This is a genomic window from Lachnoclostridium sp. An169 (genome assembly GCF_002160525.1).
Classification (GTDB): domain Bacteria; phylum Bacillota; class Clostridia; order Lachnospirales; family Lachnospiraceae; genus Mediterraneibacter; species Mediterraneibacter cottocaccae.
The window spans coordinates 42,521-58,069 of sequence record NZ_NFKT01000018.1 but is presented as its reverse complement, the minus strand read 5'-3'; the positions used below and the strand labels follow the sequence as shown (position 1 = coordinate 58,069).

12 protein-coding genes are annotated in these 15,549 nt (G+C 46.9%); 5 read left to right on the top strand and 7 right to left on the bottom strand.

Going from position 1 to position 15,549, the window contains the following annotated elements; all coding sequences use genetic code 11:
• Positions 1-3 precede the first annotated feature (3 nt).
• The 4 genes from B5F07_RS13200 to B5F07_RS13185 all read right to left on the bottom strand — a co-directional run bounded on the left by B5F07_RS13200 (position 4) and on the right by B5F07_RS13185 (position 7,857).
• A complete protein-coding gene (locus B5F07_RS13200) occupies positions 4-882 on the bottom strand; it encodes a class C sortase (protein WP_140398021.1) in 879 nt (292 codons plus the stop codon).
• A 144-nt stretch (positions 883-1,026) separates the two neighbouring features.
• Positions 1,027-2,838 carry an isopeptide-forming domain-containing fimbrial protein gene (locus B5F07_RS13195; protein ID WP_087161751.1) on the bottom strand — a complete coding sequence of 604 codons (1,812 nt, stop codon included), beginning with the start codon at positions 2,836-2,838 and terminating at the stop codon, positions 1,027-1,029.
• 73 nt (positions 2,839-2,911) lie between these two features.
• Positions 2,912-6,412 (bottom strand): DUF7601 domain-containing protein, encoded by a 3,501-nt coding sequence (locus B5F07_RS13190; protein ID WP_087161750.1) that lies wholly within the window; start codon positions 6,410-6,412, stop codon positions 2,912-2,914.
• A gap of 569 nt (positions 6,413-6,981) precedes the next feature.
• Complete coding sequence (locus B5F07_RS13185) at positions 6,982-7,857, bottom strand: tyrosine-type recombinase/integrase (RefSeq protein ID WP_087161749.1); 876 nt, start codon at positions 7,855-7,857, stop codon at positions 6,982-6,984.
• A 269-nt stretch (positions 7,858-8,126) separates the two neighbouring features.
• Here B5F07_RS13185 and B5F07_RS13180 point away from each other — a divergent pair, with 269 nt between their 5' ends.
• The 5 genes from B5F07_RS13180 (at position 8,127) to B5F07_RS13160 (ending at position 12,688) form a co-directional block, all read left to right on the top strand.
• Entirely contained in the window at positions 8,127-9,266 is a 1,140-nt protein-coding gene (locus B5F07_RS13180; RefSeq protein ID WP_087161748.1) for a glucose-1-phosphate adenylyltransferase, read from the top strand.
• Position 9,267: 1 nt separating this feature from the next.
• Entirely contained in the window at positions 9,268-10,383 is a 1,116-nt protein-coding gene (gene glgD / locus B5F07_RS13175; RefSeq protein ID WP_087161747.1) for a glucose-1-phosphate adenylyltransferase subunit GlgD, read from the top strand.
• Between the two features lie 189 nt (positions 10,384-10,572).
• The gene (locus B5F07_RS13170; protein WP_140398020.1) at positions 10,573-10,929 is read left to right on the top strand and encodes a DUF6864 domain-containing function; all 357 of its coding nucleotides are present in this window, start codon (positions 10,573-10,575) and stop codon (positions 10,927-10,929) included.
• A 3-nt stretch (positions 10,930-10,932) separates the two neighbouring features.
• Complete coding sequence (locus tag B5F07_RS13165; RefSeq protein WP_087161745.1) at positions 10,933-12,246, top strand: AAA family ATPase; 1,314 nt, start codon at positions 10,933-10,935, stop codon at positions 12,244-12,246.
• Positions 12,218-12,688, top strand: a complete 471-nt coding sequence (locus B5F07_RS13160) for a PIN domain-containing protein (RefSeq protein WP_087161744.1) — start codon at positions 12,218-12,220, stop codon at positions 12,686-12,688. The genes B5F07_RS13165 and B5F07_RS13160 overlap by 29 nt, the downstream gene beginning before the upstream one ends.
• 104 nt (positions 12,689-12,792) lie before the next feature.
• Here the strand turns inward: B5F07_RS13160 and B5F07_RS13155 are convergent, their stop codons facing one another.
• The 3 genes from B5F07_RS13155 to coaBC are packed head-to-tail and all read right to left on the bottom strand — an operon-like array spanning position 12,793 to position 15,516.
• Positions 12,793-13,581 (bottom strand): type III pantothenate kinase, encoded by a 789-nt coding sequence (locus tag B5F07_RS13155; protein WP_087161743.1) that lies wholly within the window; start codon positions 13,579-13,581, stop codon positions 12,793-12,795.
• Positions 13,565-14,263, bottom strand: a complete 699-nt coding sequence (locus B5F07_RS13150; protein WP_087161742.1) for an ECF transporter S component — start codon at positions 14,261-14,263, stop codon at positions 13,565-13,567. Before B5F07_RS13150 ends, B5F07_RS13155 begins: the two co-directional genes overlap by 17 nt.
• Positions 14,264-14,319: 56 nt before the next feature.
• On the bottom strand, positions 14,320-15,516 hold the full coding sequence (coaBC, locus tag B5F07_RS13145; protein WP_087161741.1) for a bifunctional phosphopantothenoylcysteine decarboxylase/phosphopantothenate--cysteine ligase CoaBC: 1,197 nt from the start codon (positions 15,514-15,516) through the stop codon (positions 14,320-14,322).
• Between the last annotated feature and the right edge of the window lie 33 nt (positions 15,517-15,549).

Sequence of the window (15,549 nt, the reverse complement as noted above, 5' to 3'; positions counted from 1 at the left end):
TCTTCATCCTCCTCTGCGCCTTCTCCTGCGTCTCGCTGTCTTTGATCTCTTTCGTCTCCGCAGGATAGTTCCTGCCACAGCCGCCAGCACTACTGTACTTCCTACAGCAGCCGCCAGCAGGTACTGTTCCAGCCATGTACTCTGTCTTGGCATCACGTCAGTCTGCTCTGCTTCCTCTATATAGGGCACACGGGTTCCCCGTACCAGCAAACGGTGGGTATTGATTCCGTATGGTGTACAGGTTACCAGTGTGACATAATCCTGCTGTGCATTAATCTTCAGATCTTCCGTCTCCTCCGGGAGCACTACCTGAATCTGATCAACCTGATAGGCCAGCACCTCTCCCAGTACATGGATATAGAAGACGTCGCCTTTTCTCAACTGGTTCAGATCTGTAAACAGCTTTTTGTCATTAAGTCCCGTATGCGCAGACAGGACACAATGACTTCCTGTTCCTCCCACAGGAAGAGAACTCCCCTGTAAATGCCCCACTCCCTTTTGCAGCACTTCCTCTTCTGTCCCATGATAGATCATCAGTTCCACATTGATAGCCGGAATCCGCAGATATGCCATCCCTCCCTCTCCGTCCACGTTCAACAGCCCGGCATAAGGCATGGCAGAAGGATCCAGCTGACTCGTATCAAAGGGGTCCGTAAGCAGGACTCCCCCCTGCAGAAGCCCCTGATTGTAATCCCTGCACTCCCGCAGTTCTGCCGCATGTTCATCCGTCGTCATCTTCTCCTCAACGACACTGTTGTAATGCTTCATGCTCTCTTCCTGTTCTTTTTCATAAAGCAGGTTGCTGACAGCCGGGTATGCCAAAAGTGATATCCCGGCCAGAAAGACCAGTACCGTCATTATCGTCAGAATCCTTTGCTTCACATACCTTGCCCCCGTTTCCACACCTCATGATAAAAGTTCAGATGCTTTTCCCAAGGCTCCGGCAAAGCACGGGGAAAAGCATCAGAAAGAAGGATGGGCGGAAATTTCCGCCCACATCTATATAAATCATTGTGTTCCTTGCAGTTATTTAGAAGATTTTTTTCTTCTGGAGATCACAAACAGTCCTCCCGCCGCTGCGATCAGAAGAATCCCTCCCATTGTCAGCGCCCATGTGCCTGCGCCGCCTGTTTGCGGCAGGCTGAAGCCTTTCTGGTTGTACAGCTCGAAGGCAACGCTTGCAATTGCCGTATCTGTAGTGTTCGTATTGTTTACAAAGGACACCGTAAGACGATTACTTCCCAGTTTGACGCTTGTTGCTTTTTCGTCAAGCAGCATTGCCTTTGGGTCAGCCTGTGCTTCAAGATCAATGGTGACATTCTCGTCAATCAGGTTATAGCCGTCTGCAGTATTGGTCTCCTTCAGGATGTAGGTCTCATCATCATCCAGCCCCACAACAGTCAGTTTCCTGCTGGACGTGTCAAGTTTGAGGTCCATCGTTACACTGCCAGTTCCATCGGAATCGGACACAAGGATGTAACTTCCGGCAGAGCCGGTAAAATAGAGGGGCTCCTCATTCTGCCCATTTACCCTGTACAGCTGGAATGTCACCTCACCAATCTCATCAGCTGAAACAGTAGCGTCACTGAAGGTCTTTGTCAGCTCGATGCCGTAGGTATACACCTCGGTGGAATCAGTCAGGCTGCTGTCAGATCCGTTATTGCTCCATACCAGTTCGGCGTCATTGACGTTTACCTTCACCGCGTCAGTGGTAAGCCTTGCACTGTAGGTAACAGCGACTGTCTCGCCCTCATATGCCTCGAGAGCAGATGGTACAAAAGTGAGGGTGAAGGAACTCTCGCCATTGGCATAGCCGACCGGAGTCAGTGTCGCAAGGAGAGTCTGTCCAATATAAAACTTATTACTGTCAGCACCCGTTCCCCGTGTAATAGCGGCACCATTGATAGCAATTTCAACACTGGCAGGATCAAACTCCTGCTTTTCCAGCGTATCACTCATAGTAAACTTGGTGAGATTGTCATAGTCGGTCAGCGTGGGAACCTGCGCTGTCAGCTGATAGTCAAGCACATCCCCTGTCTCGGCAGTAAGCTCATCAAACCACTCGTTCGCGTCCTTCTCGCTTATTTTCTTGTCAAAAGGCAGATCCTCCGCCTTGAGGTTCATCTCAGCTGAGGTACTCCCTGTCGTCGCAATCATCACCCCCTGCTTGAGACTTAAGCCAGAGGGAATGTTCTTGAAGTCGATGGCGTAGTATCCCTCCTTAAGGTTACTGATAGTCATAGTTGCATCTGATCCAGCTATGGCTGTAAGTGGCTCAGTTATACTATTCCTATTCTTTTCAATATACTTCTCAATCCAGGAATAGAACACACCCGCATTGCTTCCACCTTCACCACCATCTCCAACGATACGGCTCACCAGGTCAGCTTCACCGTATGTCTTATCAAGCGCCTTGGCGTCATCACCGGAGAAGGTGATATACTCACCGGAAGCAGGCTGGGTCCTACCGGCAGAAAGGTCAGTGTCGTCAAACCACAGGTACACAATGCCGCCAGTTCCGGCAGTTCCAAATACTTCATCGATTGAACCGCTTCCGGCATCCGTATCGATGTTGAAAAATGCATCGAAGTCAGTAGTTACGGAATAAAGTTTCTTAGCAGGATCTGTCTCTGAATCATCTACCTGATCCAGCACCAGATACGCGTTTGCCTGTGTACCCGCCCAGTCTTTACTGCCATCCGACCATGTCGGTTCTTTAATCGTGATACTCGCTTCTCCATCTGCGGCAAACGCCGTTGCCGGCGCCAGACCGATTACGAGCGCCAGAGCAGCAAACGTTCCTGTGAAACGAGATAATAATCTGTTACTCTTTCTCATAAGATTTTCTCCTTCCTTTTCTTGTTTTATGAGAGTTTATTTATATAAAAGCATTTTTGCACTTTTATATCACTTATTTACGCCGTCTGCGGCGGCGGGCATGTATTCTTACAGTTCTTTTCTTTGCACCTTTCAGCTTCCATAAGACGACTGACCCGGTCAGAAACAATACTCCCGCTGCCAGATACCATCCTATGCCTGAAAGGCCGGTAGTTGGCAGGACCATCTTCTTATGGTTAGTCACCGTAAACAGAAGATGATATACCGAAGTTCCGCCATCTGAGGTTGGTACTGAAATTTTCGTCTGTTCGTTTTGTCCCACGATCAGGTATCCGTCATCATCGGTTTGAGGCGCATTGTACCCGTCTGGTACTACAGTTTCCTTGAGATAGTACGCTTCATTTACAAGAAGATTTGTAAACTCGGCGACTTCCTCATACCCCGTAAGGGTGCCCTGCTCATATTTCTGCTGTTCTTCAGTGGTCAGGCTGCGGTAATAGAAATATCTCTGCGTGCCGGAGCCGTCAGTATGGACCGGATAGCTCTTGCCATCCGTATCCGTAAAAATCATATGCTCAAGGTCAAATCGAGAATCTCCGTTCGCTATCCTCTGCCGTATTCTCGGCACTGTGGAAACCGGACTTCCGACTTTCGTTTTGCCGCCTGTTCCATCATCCTTATAGAGCTGGAACGCCGCGCCTTTCAGCGGATCTCCCGCACCGTCCCGCTTGGTCACGGCAATAGAACCGGGATAATATGTATTAGCAAACAAAGCTGTTGTCGTTGCATCTCCGAGTATACCTGATGCGTCTCCGTCTGCCGGAGTAGTCTGATCAAAACCATCGTCTGGATCATCCGTCTCACTTACCGTATAACTCCATCCTTTGACGAGCCCGTCGATATAGAGTTTCTCACCGGGTTTGAGGTTAAACGTGGCGGTTCCGTCAGTGAAATTCAATGAAGTTATTCCGCTTTCTACAGACACTTCATTTCCATTCCCGTCATCAGCTACATGCCTTGTGGAAAATGTACCTGAAACCAAGTTACTGTCAGTATCCTTGAGCGTCACGGTAAAAGAGAATTCCTGATCTGCGAATTGTCCGGCGTCCATTCCTTCTGGAACTTCTATGTCCTTTTCTACGGCAAGTGAAGCCGTTTTTACCGCAAGCCGTCCGTTATTGCCCAGATGTATTTTCGCATTTTCTCCGTCCATATGCGCGTAATAATACAGCTCCGCAGTAGCAGTATTATTAGTTTGCTTTTCTGCATGTTTGGAATCAGCATGAGGCGCATTCATTTCGCCTGCTTTCACGCAATACTGATTGTTTATTAGTTCGGTCGTCCCCTTGATTCCGGTGACTGAGCGGCTTTCGGTTACGCTTTGCGTGCCGCTGTAATACTGTACCTGATAATAGTAAGTCTTGCCGTCATTAGGAGTCGGCATTTCTGTTACCGGCTCCGTACACAATTCGTTTGTATACAGCGGAATACTCTCCTGAACATAGAAATATGGGTTGTTCTTCGCAGGTGTAAACTCGACGTATGCGTTGCCCGCTGTCTCCTGATCCTCGCACTTTATATCACCCGTATATTTGTTGCTGTAAAAATACAGGCCGTCCGTTCCGGTATTTGCCTGCTTGTATGCATCGTCAATCTTTGAAAGATCCACAGTTCCGTCAGCATTCTTTACGCCATCCTGCACTCCTACGGTATAACAAAGACGCACAGGATAGGCATTATTAGTTGTGTGACTTTTCACATTCCCGGATGAATCCAACTCTACTGTATTCACACGCAGGGGAATCGCTGAAGCAGGTATTTTTACCGTAAGAGTCTGAGTCATTTTGCCCGTGCTGCTATCCGTGTTCGATGTAACCGTAATAACAATATCATTGGCGTTCTGCTTCCCGTAAACCGGGCTGTCAATCTCACCGCTGAAGGCGTAGGTAGTGGTATTGCCGTTTGTACTTCCAGTAGGATTTGTAAAATTCGTACCGGAGAAGATCAGGTTTTTTACATCCTTGACCTCCATATAATCGCCGATTTCATCAGTATATGTAATGTAGCCGCTCTGGTCGATAGCATCAGGGCTGACATTTGTCGGCACCTGAGGGGTGGACATTGTGATGTCGCTGACAATATTTTCAAAAACTTCTGTAACTTGATCTGCACTATCAGCAGAAAAATATTGATCCACATAGTTCAAATCATTGACTTCAGTAATATCATTCTGAGAAGGATGAGTAACTGTATAATTCTCTGATGGAAAGGTACTCTCCCACCAAGATGTCCAATCTCCTGGTCCAGCACTTGCCGCTGGCTCTGAAACCGGTATGATTACGTTAGTGCCGTTCTTATATTGATTCCATGTATCCCGAAAATTTTGAGCAATATTATTACTGTCATTCCAGTGGCTACCTGGATTCAGTGATACATACGCGAGATTTTGCGATTTATTGGCATCTATATCCGTATTCCAATTAGAAGAGGCTTTTACCTCATTGAAAATACCATTCAGCCCCATCCCAATGTTATATACATGCACCGCATAATCGGAGTTTGAATCAGCATTATAATGCCGATTAATTTCTTGCTTCATATAGGTTGCCGTCATCATTGCTTTCAGGCCGTTTCCTACTGAGCTGATACGGACAACACCATTGCCGTTTCCCGAATTGTTTGCCGGTTCCCACCAATTTTGACTGTCTGACGAAACTGTGGGATTACCGTCAGATAAGTGAATCACCGCTGGTACGCGCTGAACTGTTTGACCATTGATTTCCACTGTTGTATCCGAAACAGTCAATAAATTCATACCAGTATACAGGCCCATCTGAGTATTCGTAGCATGTGCCTGCTGAACAGTGTGATTCCCTGATACCCCATCTATATTCCAACTAACTGTTCTTTCTGATGTAGTCGCCGTGCGGTCACTAATAGAAAAGTAATTCTGGCTCGAAGAATAGTGGTTTAAAGGCAACAAAACTTCTGATGCGGATACACTTTCATCCGGCTTTCCTGAATAGCATACCACCGCCACTCTGTTATACTCATTGGCCTCCATCAGAGTCTTAATCGAGCTGTTCAGCGCATCCAGCAAATTTGCCAGTCGGCTTTCTACGTTATCCATTGCATAATTTATCATCGATCCCGAAAAGTCCACTACAAACACAACATCAAGCGGACTCTGAGCCTCTCCGGTAATACTCTGTGTCGTCGCCAAGGCGGAATACGTCACCAGAAAATCCGAGTCATTTGTTACTTTGATATCAGGTCCGGCATCACCGCTGAATGTCTGATCATCGGTAGTGACCGTCTTGTCCGCCCACACTCGCCCGGAAAATTCCGTGGTCAACTCCCCGCTGGTTCCGTCATTTAAATAATTTGTATATGTTGTCCGCGTATCATCATCCGCCACATGCCCGCTGGTTCCTGTCGTCGTTACCGCCTGTACTTCTCCTGTCCCCTGAGGTGTCAGTCCTGTACACATTCCAAGCACCATTACCAGAGTGATCACAATTCCGGCCAATCGTCTTCCCACATTCCCCTGTTTTTTTCCTACACCCTTATTCATAGCCCTCCGTTCCTTCTTTCACACTAACTTTATACGTTAAACCAGCTAAAATATTTGCCAACTAATCACACTTTTCCGAATTCAACTTCTGACCGTCGGCTATTTTTTAACTGTCTGTAAGAATTTGCAGCGTCCTCTCTGTACGAAAGCAGCTGCAGAAAATGCTCTGTATATTTTCACCACATAATATTAATTATGTGGTAAATCTGGCTTCACTGGGGTGAATGGAAATAGTTTGTAAAGAAGTTTACTGAAAAGACAGCTTATTCCGCAGTCCTGTCAGTCATTATTAACTCAAACAGATCCGTATATTTTCTCTGTTCTGTAATTGGCAGAGATATTTCCCGAGAAATTTTTATCCGGCAGCAGCATTTTGATTTTATGTAATATTTAGAATCGTCTGTATCAATTTTCAGAAATTATAGTTATCTATATATTAAATGGTTCTTATAGAAAGTTATTTTTTCACTATTGACTTTCAAATACTTGTGGTATAGAATTTTAGAGAATAAATGTTCTCTTACTGAAATTTTTTGCAGTATCTTTACCACATAATTAATATTATGTGGTTATTTTTTCTTCTCCTTCCAGTCCCCCTCATCCACCAGATCCAGCATCTCCAGATTCCGCTTCCACTCCTCGATCCCCTCCGACGTATATATCCTCGTGACCTCCAGGCTGCTGTGTCCCAGTATATCGGCAAGATTGATGAGATTTTTCGTCTTTTTATAAAAGGTCCTCGCGAAAAGATGTCTCAGATTATGGGGGAATACCTTCTCAGGGTCAATGTCTGCTTTTTCCGCAACACTCTTCATCTCTTTCCATATATTCGAGCGGTCCTTCTCCTTGCCGTTCCTCGTACAGAATACCGCGCCGGAACGTATTTTGTTCTTACTTATATATATAAGAAGTTTCTTCCGGATGCTCTCCGGCAGGAGCACAAGGCGGTATTTTCCTTTATTCCACACTTTCACCATCCCTCTGCGGACATTCTCCACCCGGAAGAATCTCAGTTCGCTGATGCGGATGCCTGTAGAGCAGACCGTTTCCATGAGCAGTGCCAGCTGTTCCCTGCCGTGGGCCCGTGCGGTCTTCACAAGCCGGATGAATTCCTCCCTGTCCATTTCCCGCTCTGCTTCCCGGAACATCTGCGTCTGGACCCTGATCTGCTTTATCCGCATTTTCCCCTTTTCTATAAATACCAGGAACTGGTTAAGCGCCACGAGCATGGAATTGGCGCTGCGCACTGCATAATTTTCCAACAGCCAGTCCTTATATTCCAGAAGCCTCTTCCTGCTGACTGCCGGAACATCTCCGAGAAACCGGAAAAAAGTTTTTACATCCCTTACATATTTTTCCACCGTCGAAGCCGAGTTTTCCCTCTCGACCAGATACTCTTCAAATTTACCGATCATCATTTCCTGCATTACGAATTCTGTTTCCATTTATTCTCCTCTTTCTATACAGATTTTTCAGCTGCCGCCAGCTCTCTGCCTTCCGGCCACGGAAGGGCAGCCCGGGCAAAAACATATGATATTACGGTAAAATAGCACGGATTTTCGGTTGGAGTCCCGTCCGAAGCACGCGCTGCTATTTTATATAAAAAAACACCAAAATATTTTATGTAAAGTTCCGTTTTTTTACACAAAAATATAGCAAATCATTCAAAAAAAATGTATAATATAGAACAGAAAAATGAAAGAGAGGGCTCACTATGAAGCAAAATAACATGTTAGCTATGATTTTGGCTGGTGGTCGAGGAACTCGTCTGCATGAATTGACCAAAAAAATGGCAAAACCTGCCGTTTCATATGGTGGAAAATACCGTATCATCGATTTTCCACTCAGTAACTGTGCAAACAGTGGAATCGATGTTGTCGGTGTTCTGACGCAGTATGAATCCATCCAGCTCAACAGTTATGTCGCAGTGGGACGCCGCTGGGGACTTGACGCAAAGAACAGCGGTGTATATGTACTCCCGCCGCGTGAGAAGGCAGACGCAAATCTTGACGTATACAGAGGAACTGCAGACGCCATTTCGCAGAATATCGATTTCATCGATACATTTTCACCGGAATATCTTCTGATTCTCTCCGGTGACCACATCTACAAGATGAATTATGCAAAGATGCTTGCATATCACAAGGAATGCGGTGCTGACGCAACTATCGCCGTTATTGAGGTGCCGATGAAAGAGGCAAGCCGTTTCGGAATCATGAATACAGATGAGGACGGACGCATCGTTGAATTTGAGGAGAAACCGGAGAAGCCGAAGAGCAACCTGGCTTCCATGGGTATCTACATCTTTGACTGGAAACTTCTTCGCAAGATGCTTCTGGCTGATATGAAGAGCGCAGATTCCAATCATGATTTCGGAAAGGATATTATCCCGGCTCTTCTCGCAGACGGCAAGAAATTATATGCTTACAAATACAAAGGATACTGGAAAGATGTGGGAACGATCGACTCTCTCTGGGAGGCGAACATGGATCTGCTCGACAAGAACAACGAGCTGGATCTCAACGATTCCACATGGAAGATCTATACAGAAGACGTAACCGCACTTCCGCAGTACATCGGACCGGACGCCACCATCGACAGGGCATTTATCACCCAGGGCTGTGTGGTAGACGGATCGGTTAAGAACTCCGTTCTCTTCACCGGAGCGAAGGTGGCAGAGGGCGCAAAAGTCATCGACAGCGTCCTGATGCCCGGCGTTGAAGTGGCAGAGGGCGCAGTTGTAACCCGCGCGCTTGTGGCGGACAACGTCAAGATCGGCAGGAATGCCGTTGTCGGCAGCGCTGACAGCCAGAATATCGAACTGGTAGCAAAACGTGTAAAGGGGGATGAATAGTATGAGTCAGGCTTTTGGAATTATTAACTTCGCCGGAAATCATATCAAAGTAGAAGGGCTTCAGGATTACCGCCCGGTGGCAGCTTTCTCGTTCCTTGGCAGATACCGTGTGATCGATTTCCCGATCTCCAATATGAGCAACAGCGGCATCGACAACATTCAGGTTTATGTCCGCAGAAAACCCCGTTCGCTGACCGAGCACCTCGGCACCGGACGTCACTACAACATCAACTCCAAGCGCGGCAACCTCAACATTCTCTTTGCAGAGAGCGCTGTGGCAAACGATCTGTACAACATCGACATCGCCGCATACATGGAGAACATGGATATTATTGAAAGAATCAAATTCCCGTATGTCGTGATTGCCCCGAGTTACATGGTCTACACGGCAGACTACAGCTCATTCCTGCAGACACACATTGATTCCGGCGCCGACATCACTCTGATGTACCACGCAGTTGACAATGCGAAGGAAGCATTCCTCAACTGCCAGACGCTCAACATCAACAAACAGAAAGGGGTCCTCTCCTTCGAGCCGAACCGTGGTAATGCGAAGAACCGCAACATCTTCATGGATACATATGTAATGTCCAAAGAGCTGTTCATTGAACTGGTAAACAAAGCACACAAGCTGTCCGCTATGTACACCTTCGCTGATATCATCAACGAGGAGTGCGAGGAACTTGACATCCGTGCCGTTCCGCACCGGGGATACTTTGCAGCGATCACGGATTTCAACAGCTATTATGAGGCAAATATGTCCCTGATCGACTTCCAGACCGCTGACGGGCTTTTCAGCGATGACTGGCCGATCTACACCCGCACGAACGATTCCTGCCCGACCCAGTATTTTGAGGGCAGCAATGTGAAATCTTCCGTAATCTCCAACGGCTGCACCATCGAGGGCACCATCGAGAACAGTATTATCGGAAGAGGCTGTACGATCAAGGCAGGCGCTGTCGTCAAAAACTGCGTCATCTCTGCAGACGTTATCATCGGCAAGGGTGTACACGCAGAGAACCTGGTCGTAGACAAGCACGCGAAGCTGATCCGCGGCAAACGTGTCATCGCTTCACCGGACAAGCCGGGATATATCAGAAGAGGCGATACACTGTAAGGTGACATGTTATTTTTCTTCATATGGGATGGGACTTCTGGATAGAAGTCCTGTCCTTTTTATAGAATTCTTCCATATCTTCACCAATCCGAAAATTTCCTGTGACAAACAGCGCTCCAGCCTCTATAATAGAGATATATTTCGAAACTGATTACCCGAAACTCTATTTGGAAAGGCGTGATGTTTATTATGGAAATCACAGTAGAAAATGCTGGCTATGAGATCATAGCTTCCGCAGCATTCCTGATGGAAAATCCTCAATCAGAACTGCTGCTTCACATAACAGATGAAGGCAGCCATTTTGGAGATATTACGGTACATTTTACCGACATCCCCGATCAAAAAGATGAAATCAAAGCTGACTTTCTGAACGGCAGCCTCACTTTAACTTGTATTAATTTCAACAATGCTCTGGGCACAGGAACAAGCGTTCCTTTTGAAATAGGAAGTATCTCTGGAAAGAAGCTGAAACTTCATCTCTGGTCATACTTTCTTGGGAACCGTTCGGTCAGGAAAGTTGAATATACTCTGTATAAGGAGAAATAAACTATGCTCGAAACCGGATTTGAAAAAAATAAGACGCTGAACATTGATACTGTAGGCACATCCCTGTTCGATACGTGCTCCCTGTCTTCAGAGAATCCTCCTGAAATTTACAGGCTCGAAGCCTTCCAGCTACAGGACTTTAAAGTCTTTCGAAACACCGGTTGGATAAAGCTGAACCGCCTCACACTTTTACTGGGGAATAATTCTTCCGGGAAGAGTGCCCTTTTTCAGGCCCTTCAGATGCTTTCTGCTGCATACAGCCGCCTGATCCGTGAAGAAAAATTCAGCAGCCTCTCTGGATTAAGCGAAGTCTTTGGCTCTTTCAGTGATATATGCAGCAAAACTTCAGAAAATTACACTGTAAAGTTTGCTTTTCGCTTTGTCTCCGATAGCAAAACATTGGAATATCACATTTATTTTGGCAACAGCCCCGACGAATACGGGCAGGTAACAGATGTATTTGCAAAAGAAGGAACACAACATATTGATTTTCTTCAATATTATAATTCTGTCAATATTTTTTTCCTGGAAAGGAAAGCCGGCTTTAATATTCCGGAAGATATAGAAAAGAAAGCCGGATGCTGCCTTCTTTCGCTCGGTGAATTTGCAAAAACTTTTCAAATAATTTCAGCTCACCGCAGTCTGCCCGAACGCACAATGCAGTTGGCAGGTACCAGCCCCCGCCATATAGATCTGTCCGGACACGATGTGTACGAAATGCTGTATGCACTTTCGGAAATTCAGGGCAAAGAATTTTCTCTTGTCAGAAAATGGTTGGAAAAATTCGGTTATACCTATCATTGGAAAATGTCCGGTATGAACCGGGGCGAATTTATATTAAAAGATATCAAAACCGGCATTGAATCTAATCTGGTTGATAATGGATTCGGTATCTCGCAAAGTCTGCCTCTTGCAGCTGCTTTGGATACGCTTCAAAACCGGACACTTTTGGTCGATTCTCCGGAAGCCTTTCTTCAGACCAATATGCAAAGTGAGCTTGGAGATCTGTTGATTGAAGGTTCCAGACAGGGGCGGATTCTTCTGGAAACAGGCAGCGAATATCTGCTGCTTCGTATGCAAAGGCGAATTGCTGAGGAAATCCTGTCCCCGGAAGAAATCACCGTTTACTTTTTAGAGGATAATACAGAACAGGGAACGGTTATATACACAATACCGATTGATGAAAACGGAAACTTTCAAAACACACCCCCTGCATTTATACATTTTTTCTCGTCAGATTATAATGATCTTGAGAAACTTGATGAGGTAAGAAGGAAGAAGGAGAAACATGCAGCAGAACATAGTAATAGACACTAATATCTGGATAAAGGCCATCGTCGACAGTGAATATGACCTTGCCTGTGACGATGCCCTGAGTGCATTTTTTCAATGTAATTCTCTTTATCTGGCACTGGATTACAATAATGAAATAGAAAGAGAATATCGGGATAATATAAAAAACAGCAGGAAATTTGAGCTGCGCATGAAGCAATTAAGTCGTGAGCAGCGAAAGGTCTGGGGTGACTCAAAGTTATCACCAAAAGATAAAAATACTTTACAAAAACTGGGTTTTCACGAGGAAGAGGACCACGTCTTTGTCGGCACAGCAGTACATGCAGACAAAGTAATTATTACGGAAGACAGTGATTACGGAGTTCATGGAGAGTCAGACAAACAACCGGTTTACGAATATATGAAAAATGATATGGAGCTGAGCGTACTCACTGCAGCAGGATTTTTAGATAAAATGTCTTCCTGAAATGTCAGTTTGTATATCTGGCAAATGTAAGCAAAAACATATAATTTTTCAATACATAACGGTGCGCCGCCAGGCGCACCACGGAAAAACAGGAGGGAACGGTACTACCGCTCCCTCCTGTTTTTCCTGTATATGACTGCCAGGCCTTTCAACAGCAGATTGTCATCCAGTATAATCTTCCGCCTGCAGTGCGGAATAATCTTCTTTGCCAGCCCTCCGGTGGCGATCACCGTTGCCTTTCCGCCCAGCTCATCCGTAAGCCTGTCAATCAGACCGTCGATGGCAGCAGCGGCGCTGTAGATTGTCCCGCTCTTCATGCAGTCCACGGTATTTTTCCCGATGATGTGCTCCGGCGCCTCCAGGCTGATTCCTCCAAGCTGTGAGGCATGCGCGGTCAGCGAATCCAGGGATACGCCCACCCCGGGATAGATCATTCCGCCGATGTAGTTCTTGTTTTTGTCAATCACACACACCGTATTCGCAGTTCCCATGTCAAAAATCAGCAGCGGCACGGGATATTCCGCGATTCCCGCCACGGAGTCAACCACGAGATCGCTGCCGAGCTGCGCCGGATTGTCGATCCGGATATTTAAGCCGGTCTTAATCCCCGCGCCCACCACCAGCACCTCTTTTTTCAGGATTTTCTCCACAGCCAGTTTCACAATGGTAGTGATCTGCGGCACAACGGACGAGATGATTCCGCCCTCCAGCTCTGTTTTCTTGATATGATAGATATCCAGTACATTTTTAATGTCAATGGCATATTCCAGTTCCGTCTTGGTACGCACAGTGGAAAGTCTCTCCACAAACACACAGCCGGAAGAATACTTCTCCGGATCATCGATACACCCGATCACAATATTTGTATTTCCAATATCAATAGCCAAAATCATTTCGAAATCCCAGTCTTTCCCTGACACTTTTCTTCAGAAGTGCTTTCCCGATGCAGAGGGTAAGTATACCGGCGATAATCGCCTCGGGCACACCGTTTATCCCGATCACCGACAGGATGAAAGTGTAGACCGCCGTCACTGCAACGTCATTTGCCGCGGCATAAGCCTCCCGGAAAAACACAAAGATCAGATTCATCACAAGCAGCGTGTTCGTCAGCGCGCCTGCCACACCGGCAAGTATCAGACCGGTTGGGGATACCCCCGGCTTCTTCCGGACCTTCATCGCCAGTCTGTACACATAAAACGGAACGACTCCCACCAGAATCCTTGGAATAAAGCAGATGATTATGCTTCCGATTCCGCCGCTCACATCCCCCACGCTGTAAAACGGGGTGAATACAAACGATGTGGGCGTAGGGTTCATGGTGTTGTTGATAAAGCTTGTCAGCCCGAACAGAAATCCGAGCGCTCCGCCTTTCTTTGGTCCCATCAGCAGTGAAGCGACTATAACCGGGACGTGTATGATCGTCGCGCGAGTGAATCCAAGCGGTATATAACCGAGAAAGGGGGTAAATGCCATGATGCATATAATTGCACCGAAAATCGCCACCTGGACCATACTCATGGTACTGATTCTGCTTCCTGCCTGTGTCCTGCTGCCTGTATTATAATTATTTTTCATAACTGCCTCCTTAGGTTATCATTCTCTTATCGAGATACAATACTTACGGTACAGAATTAGTGATTCTGCATTTTAAGGATCTGGTCAAGGATCTTCCCCGCCGTCTCTTCCTTTGTCATCTTCTCAAGCGGAATCTCTTCTTTTTCCGTGATGATCGTCACAACATTCGTGTCGCCGCCGAATCCGGCGCCCTCTACTCTGAGACTGTTGGCTACGATCATATCCAGATTTTTCTTCTCCAGTTTTCTTCTGGAGTTCTCCAGGAGATTCTCGGTCTCCATGGCGAATCCGCATAAAAACTGTCCGGGTCTTTTGTGTTCTCCCAGATAAGCCAGGATGTCGTCCGTGCGTTCCATCTCCAGGGACAGACCTCCGTCTTTTTTCTTCATCTTCTCTCCGCTCACATATTTCGGGCGGTAATCCGCCACTGCGGCTGCCTTGATGATAACGTCCTGCCGCCCTGCACGCTCCGTCACCGCATCGAACATTTCCTTCGCCGTCGTAACGGGAACCAACTCCACAAACTCCGGCGGCTTCACCGCAGACGGACCGCTCACAAGCGTCACCTGCGCTCCTCTGCGCATACAGATCTTTGCAATCGCGTATCCCATCTTCCCGGTCGAATGATTTGTAATGTAGCGCACCGGATCCACAGGCTCCCGGGTCGGTCCCGCGGTCACAAGCACTTTCATGCCCTCCATGTCTTTTTCGCATCCGACTTCCCGCAGGATATACTCCATCAGGAGCTCCGGCTCCGGCATCTTTCCCTTCCCGGTGTCCCCGCACGCCAGATACCCCGATGCAGGGCTGATCACCTCATACCCATAATGTTCCAGTGTCTTCAGGTTATCCTGTACAATGGGATTCTCAAACATGTTTGTGTTCATGGCCGGCGATACGAACTTTTTGCACCTGCACGCCATAACCGTGGTCGTCAGCATATCGTCCGCAATCCCATGGGCGATCTTGCCGATCACATTGGCGCTGGCAGGAGCGATCATCACCACATCCGCTTTCTTCGCCAGAGAAACATGCTCCACACTGAACTCAAAATTCCGGTCAAACGTGTCTACCAGACATTTGTTTCCCGTGAGCGTCTCAAAGGTAATCGGATTGATAAAGTTCGTGGCGTTCTGCGTCATCAGCACATGAACGTCCGCCTCCAGCTTTTTCAGTGCGCTCGCCAGATACGCGATCTTGTATGCGGCGATACTGCCTGACACCGCCAGAAGAACGGTCTTTCCTTTCAGCATATAATGCCCCCTTTCCTTATTTTTCGTGAACAT

Bases quoted from the DNA above. Each gene is read 5' to 3' on its own strand.
- B5F07_RS13190 (WP_087161750.1), bottom strand. From the start codon at position 6,412: ATGAATAAGGGTGTAGGAAAAAAACAGGGGAATGTGGGAAGACGATTG.
- B5F07_RS13150 (WP_087161742.1), bottom strand. From the start codon at position 14,263: ATGAAAAATAATTATAATACAGGCAGCAGGACACAGGCAGGAAGCAGA.
- B5F07_RS13170 (WP_140398020.1), top strand. From the start codon at position 10,573: ATGGAAATCACAGTAGAAAATGCTGGCTATGAGATCATAGCTTCCGCA.
- B5F07_RS13185 (WP_087161749.1), bottom strand. From the start codon at position 7,857: ATGGAAACAGAATTCGTAATGCAGGAAATGATGATCGGTAAATTTGAA.
- B5F07_RS13155 (WP_087161743.1), bottom strand. From the start codon at position 13,581: ATGATTTTGGCTATTGATATTGGAAATACAAATATTGTGATCGGGTGT.
- B5F07_RS13160 (WP_087161744.1), top strand. From the start codon at position 12,218: ATGCAGCAGAACATAGTAATAGACACTAATATCTGGATAAAGGCCATC.
- B5F07_RS13165 (WP_087161745.1), top strand. From the start codon at position 10,933: ATGCTCGAAACCGGATTTGAAAAAAATAAGACGCTGAACATTGATACT.
- B5F07_RS13195 (WP_087161751.1), bottom strand. From the start codon at position 2,838: ATGAGAAAGAGTAACAGATTATTATCTCGTTTCACAGGAACGTTTGCT.
- glgD (WP_087161747.1), top strand. From the start codon at position 9,268: ATGAGTCAGGCTTTTGGAATTATTAACTTCGCCGGAAATCATATCAAA.
- coaBC (WP_087161741.1), bottom strand. From the start codon at position 15,516: ATGCTGAAAGGAAAGACCGTTCTTCTGGCGGTGTCAGGCAGTATCGCC.
- B5F07_RS13180 (WP_087161748.1), top strand. From the start codon at position 8,127: ATGAAGCAAAATAACATGTTAGCTATGATTTTGGCTGGTGGTCGAGGA.